The sequence below is a fragment of the Pseudomonas sp. E1MeOHC2 genome, from assembly GCF_058745025.1.
The window spans coordinates 5,297,172-5,312,799 of record NZ_CP196675.1 but is presented as its reverse complement, the minus strand read 5'-3'; the positions used below and the strand labels follow the sequence as shown (position 1 = coordinate 5,312,799).

Genomic DNA, 15,628 nt, shown 5'->3' with positions numbered 1-15,628 from the left:
GCCGTGCTGGCGACCCTGACGCATGAAAGCGCTGAAGATCGCCACGTTCAATATCAACGGCATTCGCAGTCGATTGCCGGCGTTGATCGCCTGGCTGGAGCGAGAAAAGCCCGACATCGCCTGCTTGCAGGAGCTGAAGGCGCCCGATCAGCAGTTCCCTCGTGAAGCGCTGGAAGCGGTGGGCTACGGCTGCCTGTACCAGGGACAGCCTTCATGGAACGGTGTCGCCATTCTCGCGCGGGGTAGCGCGCCACTGGAAGTACGCCGCGGCTTACCCGGCATGGAGGATGATGACCAGTGCCGCTACCTGGAGGCTGCCGTGCAGGGGCTGGTCATCGGCTGCCTGTACCTGCCCAACGGCAACCCGCAACCTGGGCCGAAGTTCGCTTACAAGCTGCGCTGGTTCGAATGCCTGATCGAACATGCCGCCACCCTGCTCGGTAGCGGTCATCCGGTGGTGTTGGCCGGTGATTTCAACGTCGTGCCGACCGATTTCGACATCTATAACCCACGTTCCTGGCTCAAAGACGCACTGCTGCAACCTGAGTCCCGAGACTGCTACCAGCGCTTGCTGAGCCAGGGCTGGACCGATGCGCTGCGTCATCTGCACCCTGATGAGCGGGTCTACACCTTCTGGGACTATTTTCGCAACCACTGGCCGCGCAATGCCGGGTTGCGTATCGACCACCTGCTGCTCAACCCGCAACTCGCGCCTTACCTCAAGGCCGCTGGGGTGGATGCCTGGGTCCGCAACGGGCCCAAGCCCAGCGACCATGCCCCGGTATGGATCGAGTTGGCTTCGCGAAAACGGCGCTGAACTATAGTCATAAGCGGCGAATGTGGTATGGCAAGGAAACTCAATGTGCGCAGCCAGGAAACAGGATGACGAGGGGCACTTCGCGGTAACCAGCGAGGGCCGCGCCGTGGCGCTGTTCCGCCTGGTCCTGACGTTCATGGTGGTGGTGATGCTGGCCTTCGTGATGGTAGAAGGCTGGCGAATCTGGCGCGATTACCGCCACGCCTTCAGCAACGCCGAGAACATGGTGACCAACCTTGCCCGGGCCACGGCCCAGCATGCTGAGGACGCCATTCGCCAGGTGGATGTCGTCACCGCGTCCCTGGCCGAGCGCCTGGAAGGTGACGGTTTCGCGCATATCGATCGCCCACGGCTACATGCCTTGCTGGCTCAGCAGAAATCGCTCATGCCGCAGTTGCACGGATTGTTCGTGTATGGCCCCGATGGCAGTTGGCTGGTCACCGACCAGGCAGCGATACCACCCAGCGCCAACAATGCCGACCGCGACTATTTCATTTACCACCGCACCCATCGCGACCGCCAGGTACGCATCGGCTCGGTGGTGCGCAGCCGCTCGACCGGCGACCTGATCATTCCCATTTCCCGGCGCCTGGACTATGGCGACGGGCGCTTTGCCGGGGTATTGCTGGGGACCATCAAGGTGGACTGGTTTGTGCGCTACTACGGCGATTTCAAGATCGACGAGCGCGGCGCACTGGTCCTGGCCAAGCGCGACGGCACCATTCTGGTTCGCCGGCCGTTTGTTTCCAGGATGGTGGGGCGGACACTGGCCAACAGCGAGATCTTTCGCAATCACTTGCCGTATGCCAGCGAAGGGGTGACCGAGGCGGTGGCGGTCGTGGATGGCACGCCCCGGTTGTATGCCTACCGGGCGCTGTCGAGTTATCCGCTGGTGGTGGAAGCGGGTCTGTCGCGGGAGTCGATCGTGGCGCCCTGGCGGCAAGATGCGATCAAGTCGGTGGCTGTCCTGTTTATGCTGCTGGTGGGGTTGGCGGCGTTCGGCGGGGTGGTCTTGCGCCAGTTGCGCGAGCGCATTGTCATAGAACGCGCGCTGCACCAGGCGCACCAGACCTTGAAATCCCTGGCGTTGACCGACAGCTTGACCGGGCTTGGCAACCGCCGGCGGCTGGATGCGGTGTTCGACGCGGAAATTCGGCGGGCACGTCGGCAAGGTTATCCAGTGGCGCTGGTCATGCTCGACCTCGACTACTTCAAAGCTTACAACGACCGTTACGGGCACCTTGCCGGCGACCAATGCCTGCGGCGTTTCGCCGAGCTGTTGCAACAGGCATTGAGGCGCCCGGCAGACTTGGCCGTGCGCTACGGTGGCGAGGAATTTACGCTGCTGCTACCCGATACCGATGGGCCTGGCGCCGAGCTTGTCGTTCAGGAAATACAGCTGATGCTGCGCAGGCACATGATCGAGCATGGTGGCAGCCCGCTGGGGCGAGTGTCATTCAGCGCGGGGATTGCGATTGGCGACCTGGCCCGAGAAACGGTCACCCCCGAGCGCCTGATGGCGGCGGCGGATGGCGCCTTGTATCAGGCCAAGCGGCAGGGGCGGGATGGATACTGCGTGGCGAGCAGTGTGGTGGTGGGTGCAGACCCATGAGTCGGGCCAGCGCTGCTCAATCGATGCTCAGGCGCATCGCACAACGCCCCGTGAGCCCGTGGGCATTTTCGCTGGCCAGGATCTTGCGCAGCCGCGGGCACAGCAGGCCCTCAGCAATTGCCTCGAACCCATAGCGCGCATAGAAAGGCGCGTTCCAGGGCACGTCGGCAAAGGTGGTCAAGGTCATTTCGCGAGCGCCTGCTACACGCGCCTCGTCGACCAGCCGGTTCAGCAGCAGGCGCCCGATACCTTGCCCCTGGGCCTCCCGGCGCACGGATATCTCATGAATGTGCAAGGCCTGTTGTTGCCTCTGTGCGCAGGCAAAGCCCAGAATCTGCCCCGCGTCACCCTCCGCCAGCCAGCTTGCGCCTGCGTCGACGAAACCTTGATGCGCTGTGCTGTCCAGCACAGCGCCTTGCGCCAGCCAGGCCAGCGCTGGCAGTTGGGCGAAGGCCTGAGCGGCTGACTGCTCGACTTCGGCGAGCCAGGGGATGTCGCGGGTAAGAGTAGGGCGTATGTTCACAAATCGGTCCTGCAAGCCGTCGTCGGGTGGGTGGCCGTTAGTCTGCTGCCGTCACCTGCGGCTGCAGTTGCCAGCGCACCGAGCTTACACCCTTTTCCAGGCTCACCCGGCTGACCAGCCGCTCCAGTTGGGCGGGCGCCTGTGGGTTGCCCAGCAGTTCGGCGCGGACTTCGAGGCGCGCCGGGTTGGGCAAGTCCTCACTGTGCAACGACTGCAGGCGCAGTTCCGGATCACCCAAGCTGTGCAGCATCAGGCTGCGCACCTGGATTTCATCCTCGGCACGGCAGACCACGCGCACCTCGAAGCGTTGTTCTACTTCAGTCGCCGGCACGATGTCCTGTCGGTCCAGGCGCTGGGCGATATCACGCAGCAGGATGTTGGCGCACAGCACCGCCAGGCTGCCCAGTGTCGCCTCCAGCAACAGGCCAAGGCTGCACAGTACGCCAACCGCGGCCGTGCACCACAGGGTGGCGGCAGTATTCAGGCCGCGCACGTTGAAGCCATCGCGCATGATCACGCCACCCCCGAGAAAACCGATCCCCGACACCACATAAGCGGCAACGCGCGAGGCATCGTTGGGGGCCATGCCCGGCACTGCCTGGGTCATCAGCACGAACAGGCAGGCACCGGTGCTGACCAGCGCATTGGTACGCAAGCCGGTCAGGCGTTGACGCAGTTGACGCTCGGCGCCAATCAACGCGCCCAGCAGCAGGGCAATGCTGACGCGCAGCAGAAAGACTTTCCAATCCATAGCAAACCTCTTCCACGGGCACATGCCCGCATGAACGCCATCACGAGTAGGCGTGGTTGAATAACCAGAAAATGCGCAGGACCACGAAGGGTAGGAAAAGAGGAAGGCTTCAGCCACAAGGGCTGGAGAGATCCACCATCACGCCAATACAGCGAGACAGTGGCAGGACACTGCCGGACTAGCTCGCCGAGTGGGCCTGTCGCAAGCGACTGGGGCTACTGTCCAATGCAGGACTCCTGTTCAGGGATGCGAAATTGCGTCGCGGACCTTACGCCGCGAGCTAGGCGAGGTCAAGGGCAAAAACATGACAACGGCTTCATCAAGAAAGTGCCTACAGCCCGTCACGGCTACATAGAAAAAAAAGCGCGCAGTCGGTACCCTTGCGCCTTCCCTAGCCACCACCCGGACCGTTACATGCTGTTCAATCTTGCCATGTTGGTCGGCACACTGGTGGCCATGGAGGGCGTCGGCACGCTGGCTCACAAGTACATCATGCATGGTTGGGGCTGGTGGCTACATCGTTCGCACCACGAACCACACCTGGGCATGCTTGAGACCAACGACCTGTACCTGCTGGCGCTCGGGCTGATCGCTGCCGGGCTGGTTGCGCTGGGCAAAGCGGGGTACGCCCCGCTGCAATGGGTGGGCGGGGGCGTGGCAGGGTATGGCGTGCTGTACGTGCTGGCCCACGACGGCTTCTTTCATCGCCACTGGCCGCAGAAACCGCAGCCAGTCAGCCGCTACCTCAAGCGGCTGCATCGCGCCCATCGGCTTCACCATGCAGTCAAAGGCCGGCAAGGCAGTGTGTCGTTCGGCTTTTTCTACGCACCGCCCCTTGAAGTGCTCAAGCGCCAGCTGCGGGACCGCCGCAACCGCCGCTGACCGGCACAGCAGTCAGTTGACTGCATCACCCTGAGCCTCGGGGGCTTCTGCCACGTGCCCGCGGCTCACCCACCAGCCAAACCCTGCCGCCGTGAAGAACATGATCAGGCTGTAGAGCGCCGCCGGCACTGCCATGGTTGCGTTATTCAACAACGACGGGCTCAAGGCCAGAGCGATTGCCAGGGTCCCGTTGTGGATGCCGATCTCCATGCCGATGGCAATGGCCTGGCGCTTGGGAATCCGCAACAGCCGGGGTACCCAGTAGCCCACGGCCAGGCTCAGCAGGTTGAACACCAGTGCCGCCAGGCCTACTACCGGGGCGTATTCGACCACGGTCTGCCAATCCTTGGCCAACGCCAGGATGATGGTGAAGGCCAGGAACAGCGCCGCCACCAACTTCATCGGCTTTTCCATGCGCCCAGCGAAACGAGGTGCAAAGTGGCGGATCAGCATGCCGAGCGCCACCGGTAGCAGGACAATGGCGAACACCTGCAAGACCTTGGCGAACTGCAAGGGGATGGCCTGGTCCGACGCCATGAACCAGCTCAACGACAGGTTCACCAGCAGCGGCATGGTGAGGATCGCGATCAGCGAGTTGACCGCCGTCAGGGTGATGTTCAGCGCCACATCGCCGTGGGCCAGGTGGCTGAACAGGTTGGCCGTGGTACCGCCAGGGGAGGCCGCCAGCAACATCAGCCCTACCGCCAGGGCAGACTCCAGGCCAAAACCGTTGGCGATCAGGAAGCACACCAGCGGCAGCAACAGAATCTGGCAAGCCAGGCCAATCACCACGGGCTTGGGGTACTTCACCACTCGGGCAAAATCGGCCAGGGTCAACGACAGCCCGAGGCCGAGCATGATGATGCCCAAAGCCAGGGGCAGGAACGCGGTGAGCAGGGGCGAGGCAGTCATGAAGAGGCTCTCGGATCAGGGGGGCGCACGAAGTAGTCCGAGGAGTGTAGGTGGCGCTGTATCGATAGCTAATTGCAAAGCGCCACCTCTTGGTAACTTTTTGTTAACGGGCTGACCACCCTCAGCGGCTGCATGCCGCGTTGCGATGGGCGTCCCGGCGCAGTAGCATGCGCGCTTTTACCAAGGATTAGCCTGTCATGTCGTTTCAGCAAGGTCTGCTTGCCACGCCGGTGCCGGCCCACGCCCGCCACCTGTTCTTCACGCTGCACACGCCCGAAGCGCTGCCCGCTGCACTCGACGCCTTGCTGCCACAGGTCGATGGGCAACAGCTGATCCTGGGCGTCGGTGCGACCCTGGCCAAGGCCCTGGGCCGTGAAGTGCCGGGCTTGCGTGCCTTCCCGTTGCTGGATGCCGCCGTGGAGAACCCGAGCACCCAACACGCCCTGTGGCTGTGGCTGCGGGGTAACGAGCGCGGTGACCTGCTGCTGCGCGCCCAGGCCCTGGAACAGGCAGTGGCACCCGCGCTGCGCCTGGCAGACAGCGTCGATGGCTTTTTGCACCGGGGCGGCCACGACCTGACCGGCTACGAAGACGGCACCGAGAACCCGGTGGACGAAGACGCCGTGCAAGCCGCCATCGCTGACGACGAACAACCCGGCCTCAAGGGCTCCAGCTTTGCCGCGTTCCAGCTGTGGAAGCATGACCTGGCGTACTTCAAGTCACTGCCCCAGCCAGACCAGGACAACATCATCGGTCGTCGTTTGAGCGATAACGAAGAGCTCGACGATGCCCCAGCGTCCGCGCACGTCAAGCGCACCGCCCAGGAAAGCTTCGAACCTGAGGCGTTCATGGTCCGTCGTTCGGTCGCCTGGGCCGACGCCCGTGGCGCAGGCCTTGCCTTCGTTGCCCTGGGCCACAGCTTCGATGCTTTCGAAGTGCAACTGCGGCGCATGAGCGGCCTGGAAGACGGCATTATCGACGGCCTCTACCGCTTCAGCCGACCACTGACCGGCGGCTATTACTGGTGTCCGCCCATGGGTGAGGGGGGCCTGGGCCTGGGCCTGGACCTGCGCTTGCTGTTGCCGGCCTGATCGCTAAATATCCAGATACAGAATCACTCGCCGGCGCGGGGTAGGGCGGCTAGCCTTGAAAGTTTCCGATTCATGACGGGAGCTTTCTATGTACGCACGTCGTGATGTCCTACGCGCCGGTGCAGCTTTGGGACTGCTGGCCGCCAACCCCTGGTTGCACGCCAGCGCAGCAAGCGGGCTGCTGACCCGCAAGATCCCCTCCACGGGTGAAGCCTTGCCGGTGATCGGTGCCGGGACCTCTGGCAGCTTCGAGGTTGAAGCCGGTACAGCCGGGTATCAGCAGCTCAGTACTGTGCTCAAAGCCTTCTTCGAAGGGGGCGGCAAGGTCATCGACACCTCGCCCAACTATGGCGGCGCCGACAGCATCCTGGGCCAGTTGCTGGAAGAGGGTGGTTGGCACCCGCAGTGCTTCCTTGCCACCAAGATCGCCGCCGACAGCCGCGCCGACGCGCAAGCGCAGTGGGCGGGTAGCCTGCGCAGCCTGCGGACCGACAAGGTCGACCTGCTGCAAATCCACAACCTGCGTGACTGGCAGACTCAACTGCCCTATGCCCGCGAGCTCAAGCAGCAGGGCAAGACCCGCTATGTCGGCATCACCCATTACCTGAACAGCGGCCAGGATGAAGTGGCCAGGATCGTGCGCAGCGAGCCATTGGATTTCATTCAGATCAACTATTCGGTCAACGCGCCTCACGCCGCGCGTGAACTGCTGCCACTGTGCCAGGACAAGGGCGTCGCCGTGCTGATCAATCGAGCGTTCGATGATGGCCGGCTGTTTGCCAGGGTCAAGGACCAGCCCTTGCCCGCTTGGGCCGCCGAAGCAGGCATCGGCAGTTGGGCGCAGCTGTTTCTCAAGTTCGCCATCAGCCACCCGGCGGTGACCACGGTGATTCCCGCCACCAGCCGCCCTGATCGCCAGCTCGACCAGCTCAAGGCCGGGCACATGCCGCTGCTCAGCCAGGCGCAGCAACAGGCGCTGATCAAGCAGTTTGCCTGACGCCATGGCAGGCTGGCGGCGGCGACTGGACACGGGGCTGAACATCCAGCCGGGCGAAGGGCCGGCGGTGGTGGCCGGCTTGTCGCTGTTCTACTTGCTGTTCACCGGCTACTTCATGCTGCGCCCGGTGCGCGAGACCATGGGCGTGGCTGGCGGCGTAGACAACCTGCAATGGCTGTTTACCGGCACTTTCGTCGCCACCCTGGCCTGCCTGCCGTTGTTCGGGTGGCTGGCATCGAACGTGCGGCGGCGGCATATCCTGCCGTGGACCTATGGGTTCTTCACCAGCAACCTGCTGCTGTTCGCCGCGCTATTTGCCCAGGCCCCTGACCACGTGTGGAATGCGCGAGCTTTCTACATCTGGTTGTCAGTATTCAACCTGCTGACCATTTCGCTGGCCTGGAGCGTGCTCGCCGACCTGTTTTCCACCGCACAAGGCAAACGGCTGTTTGGCCTGCTGGCGGCAGGTGCCAGCCTGGGCGGGCTCAGCGGGCCGATCCTGGGCACCGTGCTGGTGGGGCCGCTGGGGCACGCCGGCCTGCTTGTACTGGCTGGGCTGTTCTTGTTAGGCAGTGCGGGCGCAGCGCTTTTCTTGCAGCGCTGGCGGGGTCGCCATCCGCTGCCGGCGCATCTGCAGCGCTCGACGTCCAAGCCCCTGGGTGGCAACCCCTTCGCGGGGGCTACTGCGGTGCTGCGCTCGCCCTACCTGCTGGGCATCGCGCTGTTCGTGGTCTTGCTGGCCAGCGTCAGCACGTTCTTGTACTTCGAACAGGCGCGCATCGTCAGCGAGACCTTTACCGACCGCACCCGGCAGACCCAGGTGTTCGGCCTGATCGACACCGTGGTCCAGGCCCTGGCGATTCTCACCCAGGTGTTTCTGACCGGGCGCCTGGCGCGGCGGATGGGCGTAGGCGTGTTGCTGGTGGCGGTCCCGCTGGTGATGGCCGCAGGGTTTGTCTGGCTGGCACTGGCGCCGGTGTTCGCCGCCTTCGTGGTGGTGATGGTGGTGCGCAGGGCGGGTGAGTATGCGCTGGTCCGGCCAGGGCGCGAGATGCTCTTCACCGTGCTGCCGGCAGAGGACAAGTACAAGGCCAAGAGCTTCATCGACACCGTGGTGTACCGCGGCGGGGACGCGATGAGCGGCTGGGTCAAGCGGGCATTGGATGTCATGGCCGAACACCCGCAACTGGCGATGTTGATGGGGGCAGCGATCGCCATGGGCTGGGCGGCCACGGGCAGTTGGCTGGGCCGGCGACAAGTGCGGCTCGATACGCCTGATAGCGAGTAGCCTGGGCGTCGCCTGGCGCGCCAAATACACAGCCGCCGCTTATTTAACGCCACCGGTCCGAACCTGTGGCAATAAAACGAATCCCTCGATATCGCTGAACTCCGAACCTATGTACGGCCCAGTGCCGTGCATCCTGAAGTCATACGAGGTTTGAAGACCATGGCTAACAAAGAGAACAGCCGCACCGGCACCCAGGGTAAAGAGGGCAGCCAAGGCGGCAGCAAAAACCCAGGCAACTTCGCCAACGACCGTGAAAAAGCGTCTGAAGCCGGACGTAAAGGCGGCCAGTCTTCCGGGGGCAACATGCCCCACGACACCAGCCGCAAAGGCGGCCGTTCGTAACAGTCGTTGGTAACCGAGGGATCCGCAGTGCCGGGGCAACCTGGCACTGCATTCAGAGGGGCACGGCATGACAGTGATGACCTGCAAGAGCACTGCCCAACAACGGTCCAAGACCGCAAGCCATAGCCTGCAACAACGCTACCAGAACCTGCTGCAAGGTCACGATGCCACAAGCGCTGCGTGGCTGGATGAGCAAATAGCCCGCGTCGAGCATTGTCCGGACGACCTCCCGGCACACCCCTCAGAGCTCCCCGCGTGGAGCGCACAGCATGCCGCTGAGGTAGCACAGGCCTATGCCCAATACCTGCAGCAGCGCCGCCAAGGTGGGCCACGTCGGTTTTTCAGCAACCGCGCCCATGCGTTGTGGTTCCTGCAACAAATTGCGCCGACCAAAGCGGTGGATGGCGCCTGGCTGCACGGCACCCTGAAGCACTGGCGCGACCCGCGCTACCATGGGCTGATCCGTACGTACCTGGAAGAGCTGGGTAATGGTGATCCACGTTGCAATCACGTGTTGATCTACCAACGGCTACTGAGCCGGCTTGGCTGCCTGGATCTGCCACAGCTGGATGACAGCCGCTATTTGCAAGGCGCCCTGCAATTGGCTCTGGGGCAGCACTGTGATGCGTTTTTGCCCGAAGTACTGGGTTACAACCTGGGCTATGAGCAGCCACCCCTGCATCTGCTGATCACCACGTATGAACTGGCTGAGCTGGGCATTGACGGCCACTATTTCCAACTGCATGTGACCATCGATAACGCCGCCAGTGGCCATGCACACCTGTCCATCCAGGCGTTGCGGCAACTCTGCCCGGCAGAGCATCAGCAGCGCTTTTATCAGCGTGTGCGGCACGGTTACCGGTTGAACGACTTAGGCATCGCGGCTACCACCCTGGTCGCCGAATTCGACCTCCAGGCCCAGTTGTTCGCCGCCTTGGAGCGCAAGCGCCAGTATGGGCAATTCATGCACTCCGACCATTGCCGCCTGCAACAACGCACCGTCAATCAATGGCTGGCCGAACCGGGTGGCATTGCGGCCTTCGTCGATGCGCTGCAGACCCAAGGCTGGATCCGGCGTGCAGAGAACCCTGTGAACAGCCGCTGGTGGAAACTCATCGACGGGCCTGCAGCGGTCATGTTCGGCGTATTTACAGCCTACGAAAAGCAGTTGTGGCACGACTGGATCGCTGACGACTGGCAGGCCAACCATCGGCGCGTGATGCCGGGTAGCTGGGACATCAACCTGCCACCGGACGACAGCCCTATTGCCAGCCAGGGGGCAGAGCCCCTGGATGCCCTGGTGCAGCGCATGGCCGGCAACCGTCACGCGTCGCCGGAGGGGTTGTTGGCCACCCAGGCGTTCGTGAACGCCACCGGCCTGGTTCAAGAAGGGTGTCATTGATGATGCTCGCCCCAGATCAGGCCCAGGCCGACCAGGCGTTGCTGCAGTTAGGCAAGCGCTTGCGTGCGGACGGCTATCACTTCACCTGCGTAACGCCGGCAACTCATGCCCGCAACAACGCCCGCGAGGGTGCCAGGCAGGCCAGGAACCTGCGCGACGTGTTCGGCTGGAGCCGACCGTTTACGCCTTCGCTACTCTCGGCCGACGAACTGCACCAGCTGCAGCGTGCGCAGGCACTGGGTCAACGCGGCGAACTGATGATCAGCAAGGTGCGTTGGTCAAGCCTGGATGACCTGCTGCTGCTTCACTCGGCCTACCCGACACATGCCAGTGACGCGGTCTTTTTCGGCCCTGACAGCTACCGCTTTGCCCGCGTCATTCACGACCAGCTGCAGCGCTGCCCGACGCGCATAGAACATGCGATCGATATCGGCTGCGGCAGTGGTGTGGGGGCATTGCTCATCGCCCGCGCTGCGCAGCATGCACAGGTCAACGCGGTGGACATCAATCCGCTGGCGCTACGCTATACCGCTATCAACGCGGCCTTGGCGGGTATCAGCAATGTGTCTGTGGAGCCCAGTGACTTGCTAGGCGGTGTTACCGGCACCTTTGACCTGATCGTGGCAAATCCACCCTACATGCTCGACCTCAGTGCGCGCACTTACCGGCACGGCGGGGGGGCGCTCGGCGCCGAGCTGTCATTGCGTATCGTCGAGCAGGCCCGCGAGCGCCTGAGCGCTGGGGGCACCTTGCTGCTCTATACCGGGGTTGCGATTGTTGAAGGCCGTGATGCGTTGCTTGAGGCCGTTCGCCTGCGCCTGGCAGGCCCGCAATGGTCCTGGGTCTACCGGGAAATCGACCCCGACGTGTTCGGCGAGCAGCTTGCCGAGCACGGCTATGAGCACGTGGAGCGCATTAGCGCTGTTGCACTTACTGTCACCCGTAACGGCTGAAACAGCATGCACCGTCCTTGCACGTTTGGCATTGAAGAGGAATACCTGCTGGTGGAACTGGCCACGGGCAAGGTGCCCACGATGCCTGCGCCGAGCCTGGCCAGGCACTGTCGCGAGGTGTTGGGGCCGTACTTTGCCCAAGAGATGTTCCGTAGCCAGGTAGAGGTAGCTTCGCCCGTATTCGCCAACTTGTTCGAGGCGCGTGAATTTTTCTTGCATGCCCGGCAACGGCTGAGCGAAGTGCTGTCGATGCAAGGGGTGGGCCTGTATAGCGCCGCCAGCCACCCTAATGCGCCCTGGTTGCGGCAAAAACCTGCCCCCTCGGTACACTACCGTCAGCTGTTCGACGACTACCAGCATGTGGCACGGCGCAGCCTGCTCAATGGCCTGCATGTGCACGTGGGGGTGCCGTTGGACTGTGATCGCATGCAACTGATCAATCGGTTGGTGGGCTGGCTGCCGCTGTTGCTGGTCCTGAGCACATCCTCCCCGCTGTGGCTGGGCCAGGCTACCGGCTACATGAGCTACCGCCGGGTGATCTGTGGCGAGTGGCCGCATATGGGGCTGCCAGAACCGTTGCCCGACTGGTCGGCCTTCGAACGCTACCGGGCGTTGCTGCAGCGCACCGGGTCGCTGGCTGCCGACGGCGATTTCTGGTGGGCGATAAGGCCTTCGCGGCGCTTTCCAACGGTGGAGCTGCGTATCTGTGATGGCTGCCCTTGCCTGGAAGACGCCTTGAGCATCGCTGGGTTGTTTCGCCATCTGGTGGAACACAGCCTGCAGCCAAGGCATGAGCGCACACCTTTCAATCGAGCGCTGCGTTGGGTTGCGCAGGAAAATTACTGGCGAGCCATGCGCTACGGGCGCCAGGGCCAATTCATTGGTGCTCACGAGCAACAGCCCGTTACCGCCGAAGGTTGGCTGGCGCAGTTGCAGGGCCAGTTGCCGGTCGACACTGCAGACGCCGAGCGTTCCTTCCAGCATGCCCGGCGCATTCTGCGCGAAGGCACTAGCGCGGACCGACAACTGCACTGCATGGCGCAGGCACACGCAGATGGCAAAAGCGCTGCACAAGCGTTACAGGCCGTGGTCGAGCAGGTGATGGCGCAAGGAAGTGCTGCGTTGTCAGTTGCTGGGGTTGCAATAAGATAGGGTTGGCCGAAAATGGCCAGGCCCTTTGCAGCCACTCGGAACGTCCTGCGCAATGATGCTGATCAAGCAATTTCCCGAAATCACCCCGACCGACACCCTTTTCGTCTTCGCCCTCGAGGCAGAGGCCGGCAATGTGTTTGCCGAGGTGAACACTGTGTTTACCGGCATCGGTAAGGTCAATGCCGCCATTGCCCTGACCAAGGCGATTGCCCAGCGCAAGCCCAAGCTGATCGTCAACCTCGGGTCTGCCGGCAGCCAGCGCTACAAAAAAGGCGAAGTGGTGTGCTGCACCCGTTTCGTGCAACGCGACATGGATGTGACACCCTTGGGCTTCGCCCGCTACGAGACGCCGCTGTCAGACATTCCGGTGCTGCTCGAACACGGTGAGGAAATCCCTGGGCTCGCCCTGGGCACCTGTGGCAGTGGTGACAGTTTCGAAGTCAGCCACGGCGAGGCACCCTACGATATCGTCGATATGGAAGCCTACGTGCTGGCCCTCATCGCACGTGACGAAGGCATTCCCTTCGTCTGCCTCAAGTACATTTCCGACGACGCGGGCAGCGAAGCGGCAGGGGACTGGTCGGTACAGGTGCACTTGGCGGCCGAGGCCTTCAAGCGTGTGCTGTTCAGCTAAGCACCAGGTCGCTGCCCGCCGCAGGGCAGCCTGACTAAACCTTCCCAGCGCGTCGCAGTCACTTCAAGTAGAGGCCCCGAAAGACGCGGGGCCTGTCCGGAGGTGCTTAACGATGGCCAGGGCAATCTGGAAAGGCGCGATCAGTTTCGGGTTGGTGCACATCCCTGTCTCGCTCAATACCGCGGTGCGCACCGAGCGGGTCGATTTCGACTGGCTGGACAAGCGCAGCATGGAGCCGGTCGGGTACAAGCGGGTCAACAAGGTTACAGGCAAGGAAATCGACAAAGAGAACATCGTCAAAGGGGTGGAGTATGAAAAAGGCCGCTATGTGGTGATCAGCGAGGAAGAGATCCGCACGGCCCGGCCAGAAGCAACCCAGACCATCGATATTTTCTCGTTCGTCGATGCCGGTGAAATTCCCCTTCAACATTTCGATACGCCGTATTACCTGGCCCCCGACCGCCGCGGCGGCAAGGTGTACGCGTTACTGCGCGAAACGCTGGCCAGTACTGGCAAGGTGGCGCTGGCCACAGTGGTGTTGCATACCCGTCAGCACCTGACGCTGCTGCGCCCCCTGGACGATGCACTGGTGATGATCACTCTGCGCTGGCCTGAGGAAGTGCGTGGGCTGGAGACCTTGGAGCTGGACAAGAGCGTGACCGAGACCAAGGTGGACAAACGTGAACTGGACATGGCCAAGCGGTTGGTCGAAGACATGAGCGGCGCGTGGAAGCCTGATGAATATCAGGATGCGTTTCGCCAGACCATCATGGACCTGGTCGAAGAGAAAGCCAGCAAAGGCAAGATCAGCGTGGTGGAGAAGGGCGAGGGCGGCAGCGCCGAGAAAGGTGCCGATATCATCGACCTTACCGAGTTGCTCAAACGCAGCCTGGGTGGCAAGAAAAAGCCTGTGGCAGACAAGAAGCCTGCAAAGCGGACCCGAAAGGCCTCTTGATCAAACCTTTGTAGGAGCGGCCTTGCCGGGGCGCTCCTACAAAGGCCGCTCTCAGGACGCTGACCCCTCAAGGCTTGCCAGCAAATCCCCGAACCCTTCCCGAGCCCGGCTGTCTCGTCGGCTGCTGGTTGCCACACTGTGCCGCGCCGTCCACGAGATCTGCGCGCCCTGCGCTTCAAGGTCGCGCACCAACTGAACATCTTCATGCGCCGGCAGCGGCTGGAACCCGCCGCTACGCAAGTACGCCTGCGCGCTGACCCCAAGGTTGGCGCCGTGGACATGCCGGTGCCCTTCGCGCGCCTGGTATCGGCTTAAGTACAACCGCCTTAGCGCGGCTTTCTGCCAGGGTTGCCAGCGCTCTATATGCACGGTGCCACAGACCACGTCAGCGCCAAACGCCAGTTGTGACAGCAGCCAATGGGGCGGCACTTGGCTGTCGGCATCGGTACAGGCCAGCCAGATCGCACCCTGTTCGATCATCTGCGCCGCGCCGGCACTGCGCGCCATGCCGACGTTGCCGGCGTGTACATCCAATGTCTGCACACCATGGCGCCCGGCCACCGCCGCACTGCCATCACTGCAGCGGTCCAGCACCACCAGTATTTCGACCTGATAACCCGCCAGCTCGGCCTGAGCGGCGGCGGCCCGCACGGACTTGAGGCAGCGACCCAGGCGGCGCGCTTCGTTGTGGGCCGGAATGACCACCGCAATCATAAGCACGTCTCGTCAAGGTCGGCCACGCTGGGCTGGCAGGACCAGTATTCAAGCAGGAAATCCGCCTCCTCATGGCGATAGACCGGGTACAGCGGCAGGTACTTGGCCAGCATGCGATGTACTTCACGCCCCTCCTGCGGGCAACCCGCAATCGGGTGTTTCCAGTGGCAGGCCAGCAGGCCGCCGTCGTCGCTCAGGCTCGCGGCCGATTGCTCAATCACCTGCAGCCAGTCTGTGGGGTCTAGGTAGTAACCCAGTTCACTCAGTACGATAAGGTCGAACTGCCCCCCCGGCCAATCACCCGGTAGCCTGCCGAGCTCAACCGAGGCGTGGCTCACGTTCGCCAGGCGTTGCTGTGCCAGGCCCACAGCGGTTGGGTTCAGGTCGTGGCACAAGAGGTCGGCACAACGCTCGGCCAGCAAGGCGCTGAGCTCGCCATTGGCGCAGGCGGGCTCGAACACGCGCTGATAGCACTGGCGGGGCAGGCTGGCCATGATCAGCTCCCGCTTGCGCTTTTCGTACCAACGGGTGCGAAAGGCCCAGGGGTCTTCGCTGCTGGCATAAAGGTCGGCGAAGTAGTGTGCGTCGAGGCTCATCACGGCT

16 protein-coding genes and 1 pseudogene are annotated in these 15,628 nt (G+C 63.0%); 12 read left to right on the top strand and 5 right to left on the bottom strand.

Going from position 1 to position 15,628, the window contains the following annotated elements; all coding sequences use genetic code 11:
• Positions 1-22: 22 nt before the first annotated feature.
• Complete coding sequence (gene xth, locus ACSSU5_RS24120) at positions 23-817, top strand: exodeoxyribonuclease III (protein ID WP_492560030.1); 795 nt, start codon at positions 23-25, stop codon at positions 815-817.
• A 43-nt stretch (positions 818-860) separates the two neighbouring features.
• Positions 861-2,429, top strand: coding sequence for a sensor domain-containing diguanylate cyclase (locus ACSSU5_RS24115; RefSeq protein WP_492560029.1), 1,569 nt, complete (start codon positions 861-863; stop codon positions 2,427-2,429).
• Positions 2,430-2,445: 16 nt separating this feature from the next.
• Here the strand turns inward: ACSSU5_RS24115 and ACSSU5_RS24110 are convergent, their stop codons facing one another.
• Positions 2,446-2,952, bottom strand: a complete 507-nt coding sequence (locus ACSSU5_RS24110; protein WP_492560028.1) for a GNAT family N-acetyltransferase — start codon at positions 2,950-2,952, stop codon at positions 2,446-2,448.
• A 37-nt stretch (positions 2,953-2,989) separates the two neighbouring features.
• Positions 2,990-3,703, bottom strand: a complete 714-nt coding sequence (locus ACSSU5_RS24105) for an MgtC/SapB family protein (protein WP_264313304.1) — start codon at positions 3,701-3,703, stop codon at positions 2,990-2,992.
• Between the two features lie 414 nt (positions 3,704-4,117).
• Here ACSSU5_RS24105 and ACSSU5_RS24100 point away from each other — a divergent pair, with 414 nt between their 5' ends.
• Positions 4,118-4,585, top strand: coding sequence for a sterol desaturase family protein (locus ACSSU5_RS24100; RefSeq protein ID WP_264313305.1), 468 nt, complete (start codon positions 4,118-4,120; stop codon positions 4,583-4,585).
• A 12-nt stretch (positions 4,586-4,597) separates the two neighbouring features.
• Here the strand turns inward: ACSSU5_RS24100 and ACSSU5_RS24095 are convergent, their stop codons facing one another.
• Complete coding sequence (locus ACSSU5_RS24095) at positions 4,598-5,497, bottom strand: bile acid:sodium symporter family protein (protein ID WP_264313306.1); 900 nt, start codon at positions 5,495-5,497, stop codon at positions 4,598-4,600.
• A 197-nt stretch (positions 5,498-5,694) separates the two neighbouring features.
• Here ACSSU5_RS24095 and ACSSU5_RS24090 point away from each other — a divergent pair, with 197 nt between their 5' ends.
• The 9 genes and pseudogenes from ACSSU5_RS24090 (at position 5,695) to ku (ending at position 14,311) form a co-directional block, all read left to right on the top strand.
• Positions 5,695-6,588, top strand: a complete 894-nt coding sequence (locus tag ACSSU5_RS24090) for a Dyp-type peroxidase (RefSeq protein WP_492560027.1) — start codon at positions 5,695-5,697, stop codon at positions 6,586-6,588.
• An 88-nt stretch (positions 6,589-6,676) separates the two neighbouring features.
• Positions 6,677-7,585: an aldo/keto reductase gene (locus ACSSU5_RS24085; protein WP_492560026.1), complete on the top strand. Its 909-nt coding sequence runs from the start codon at positions 6,677-6,679 to the stop codon at positions 7,583-7,585.
• 4 nt (positions 7,586-7,589) lie between these two features.
• Positions 7,590-8,873, top strand: coding sequence for an NTP/NDP exchange transporter (locus ACSSU5_RS24080; protein WP_492561360.1), 1,284 nt, complete (start codon positions 7,590-7,592; stop codon positions 8,871-8,873).
• A 222-nt stretch (positions 8,874-9,095) separates the two neighbouring features.
• Positions 9,096-9,215 (top strand): annotated as a pseudogene (locus ACSSU5_RS24075) (con-10 family general stress protein); the annotation flags it as partial.
• A 67-nt stretch (positions 9,216-9,282) separates the two neighbouring features.
• Positions 9,283-10,617 carry an iron-containing redox enzyme family protein gene (locus ACSSU5_RS24070; RefSeq protein WP_492560025.1) on the top strand — a complete coding sequence of 445 codons (1,335 nt, stop codon included), beginning with the start codon at positions 9,283-9,285 and terminating at the stop codon, positions 10,615-10,617.
• On the top strand, positions 10,617-11,570 hold the full coding sequence (locus tag ACSSU5_RS24065; protein WP_492560024.1) for a methyltransferase: 954 nt from the start codon (positions 10,617-10,619) through the stop codon (positions 11,568-11,570). Before ACSSU5_RS24070 ends, ACSSU5_RS24065 begins: the two co-directional genes overlap by 1 nt.
• A 6-nt stretch (positions 11,571-11,576) precedes the next feature.
• Positions 11,577-12,722 (top strand): carboxylate-amine ligase, encoded by a 1,146-nt coding sequence (locus ACSSU5_RS24060; protein ID WP_492560023.1) that lies wholly within the window; start codon positions 11,577-11,579, stop codon positions 12,720-12,722.
• 52 nt (positions 12,723-12,774) lie between these two features.
• Positions 12,775-13,356, top strand: a complete 582-nt coding sequence (locus tag ACSSU5_RS24055; RefSeq protein WP_264313312.1) for a 5'-methylthioadenosine/S-adenosylhomocysteine nucleosidase family protein — start codon at positions 12,775-12,777, stop codon at positions 13,354-13,356.
• 112 nt (positions 13,357-13,468) lie between these two features.
• The gene (gene ku, locus ACSSU5_RS24050) at positions 13,469-14,311 is read left to right on the top strand and encodes a non-homologous end joining protein Ku (RefSeq protein ID WP_264313313.1); all 843 of its coding nucleotides are present in this window, start codon (positions 13,469-13,471) and stop codon (positions 14,309-14,311) included.
• A 51-nt stretch (positions 14,312-14,362) separates the two neighbouring features.
• Here the strand turns inward: ku and ACSSU5_RS24045 are convergent, their stop codons facing one another.
• Together ACSSU5_RS24045 and ACSSU5_RS24040 are read right to left on the bottom strand one after the other, a co-directional pair.
• Positions 14,363-15,025 (bottom strand): glycosyltransferase family 2 protein, encoded by a 663-nt coding sequence (locus tag ACSSU5_RS24045; protein ID WP_264313314.1) that lies wholly within the window; start codon positions 15,023-15,025, stop codon positions 14,363-14,365.
• Positions 15,022-15,621: a class I SAM-dependent methyltransferase gene (locus tag ACSSU5_RS24040; protein WP_492560022.1), complete on the bottom strand. Its 600-nt coding sequence runs from the start codon at positions 15,619-15,621 to the stop codon at positions 15,022-15,024. Before ACSSU5_RS24040 ends, ACSSU5_RS24045 begins: the two co-directional genes overlap by 4 nt.
• Positions 15,622-15,628 lie beyond the last annotated feature (7 nt).

Coding starts and splice junctions, on each gene's coding strand:
- ACSSU5_RS24080 (WP_492561360.1), top strand. CDS start 7,590: ATGGCAGGCTGGCGGCGGCGACTGGACACGGGGCTGAACATCCAGCCG.
- ACSSU5_RS24105 (WP_264313304.1), bottom strand. CDS start 3,703: ATGGATTGGAAAGTCTTTCTGCTGCGCGTCAGCATTGCCCTGCTGCTG.
- ACSSU5_RS24070 (WP_492560025.1), top strand. CDS start 9,283: ATGACAGTGATGACCTGCAAGAGCACTGCCCAACAACGGTCCAAGACC.
- ACSSU5_RS24085 (WP_492560026.1), top strand. CDS start 6,677: ATGTACGCACGTCGTGATGTCCTACGCGCCGGTGCAGCTTTGGGACTG.
- ACSSU5_RS24100 (WP_264313305.1), top strand. CDS start 4,118: ATGCTGTTCAATCTTGCCATGTTGGTCGGCACACTGGTGGCCATGGAG.
- ku (WP_264313313.1), top strand. CDS start 13,469: ATGGCCAGGGCAATCTGGAAAGGCGCGATCAGTTTCGGGTTGGTGCAC.
- ACSSU5_RS24055 (WP_264313312.1), top strand. CDS start 12,775: ATGATGCTGATCAAGCAATTTCCCGAAATCACCCCGACCGACACCCTT.
- ACSSU5_RS24040 (WP_492560022.1), bottom strand. CDS start 15,621: ATGAGCCTCGACGCACACTACTTCGCCGACCTTTATGCCAGCAGCGAA.
- ACSSU5_RS24060 (WP_492560023.1), top strand. CDS start 11,577: ATGCACCGTCCTTGCACGTTTGGCATTGAAGAGGAATACCTGCTGGTG.
- ACSSU5_RS24045 (WP_264313314.1), bottom strand. CDS start 15,025: ATGATTGCGGTGGTCATTCCGGCCCACAACGAAGCGCGCCGCCTGGGT.
- ACSSU5_RS24090 (WP_492560027.1), top strand. CDS start 5,695: ATGTCGTTTCAGCAAGGTCTGCTTGCCACGCCGGTGCCGGCCCACGCC.
- ACSSU5_RS24095 (WP_264313306.1), bottom strand. CDS start 5,497: ATGACTGCCTCGCCCCTGCTCACCGCGTTCCTGCCCCTGGCTTTGGGC.
- ACSSU5_RS24065 (WP_492560024.1), top strand. CDS start 10,617: ATGATGCTCGCCCCAGATCAGGCCCAGGCCGACCAGGCGTTGCTGCAG.
- ACSSU5_RS24115 (WP_492560029.1), top strand. CDS start 861: ATGTGCGCAGCCAGGAAACAGGATGACGAGGGGCACTTCGCGGTAACC.
- xth (WP_492560030.1), top strand. CDS start 23: ATGAAAGCGCTGAAGATCGCCACGTTCAATATCAACGGCATTCGCAGT.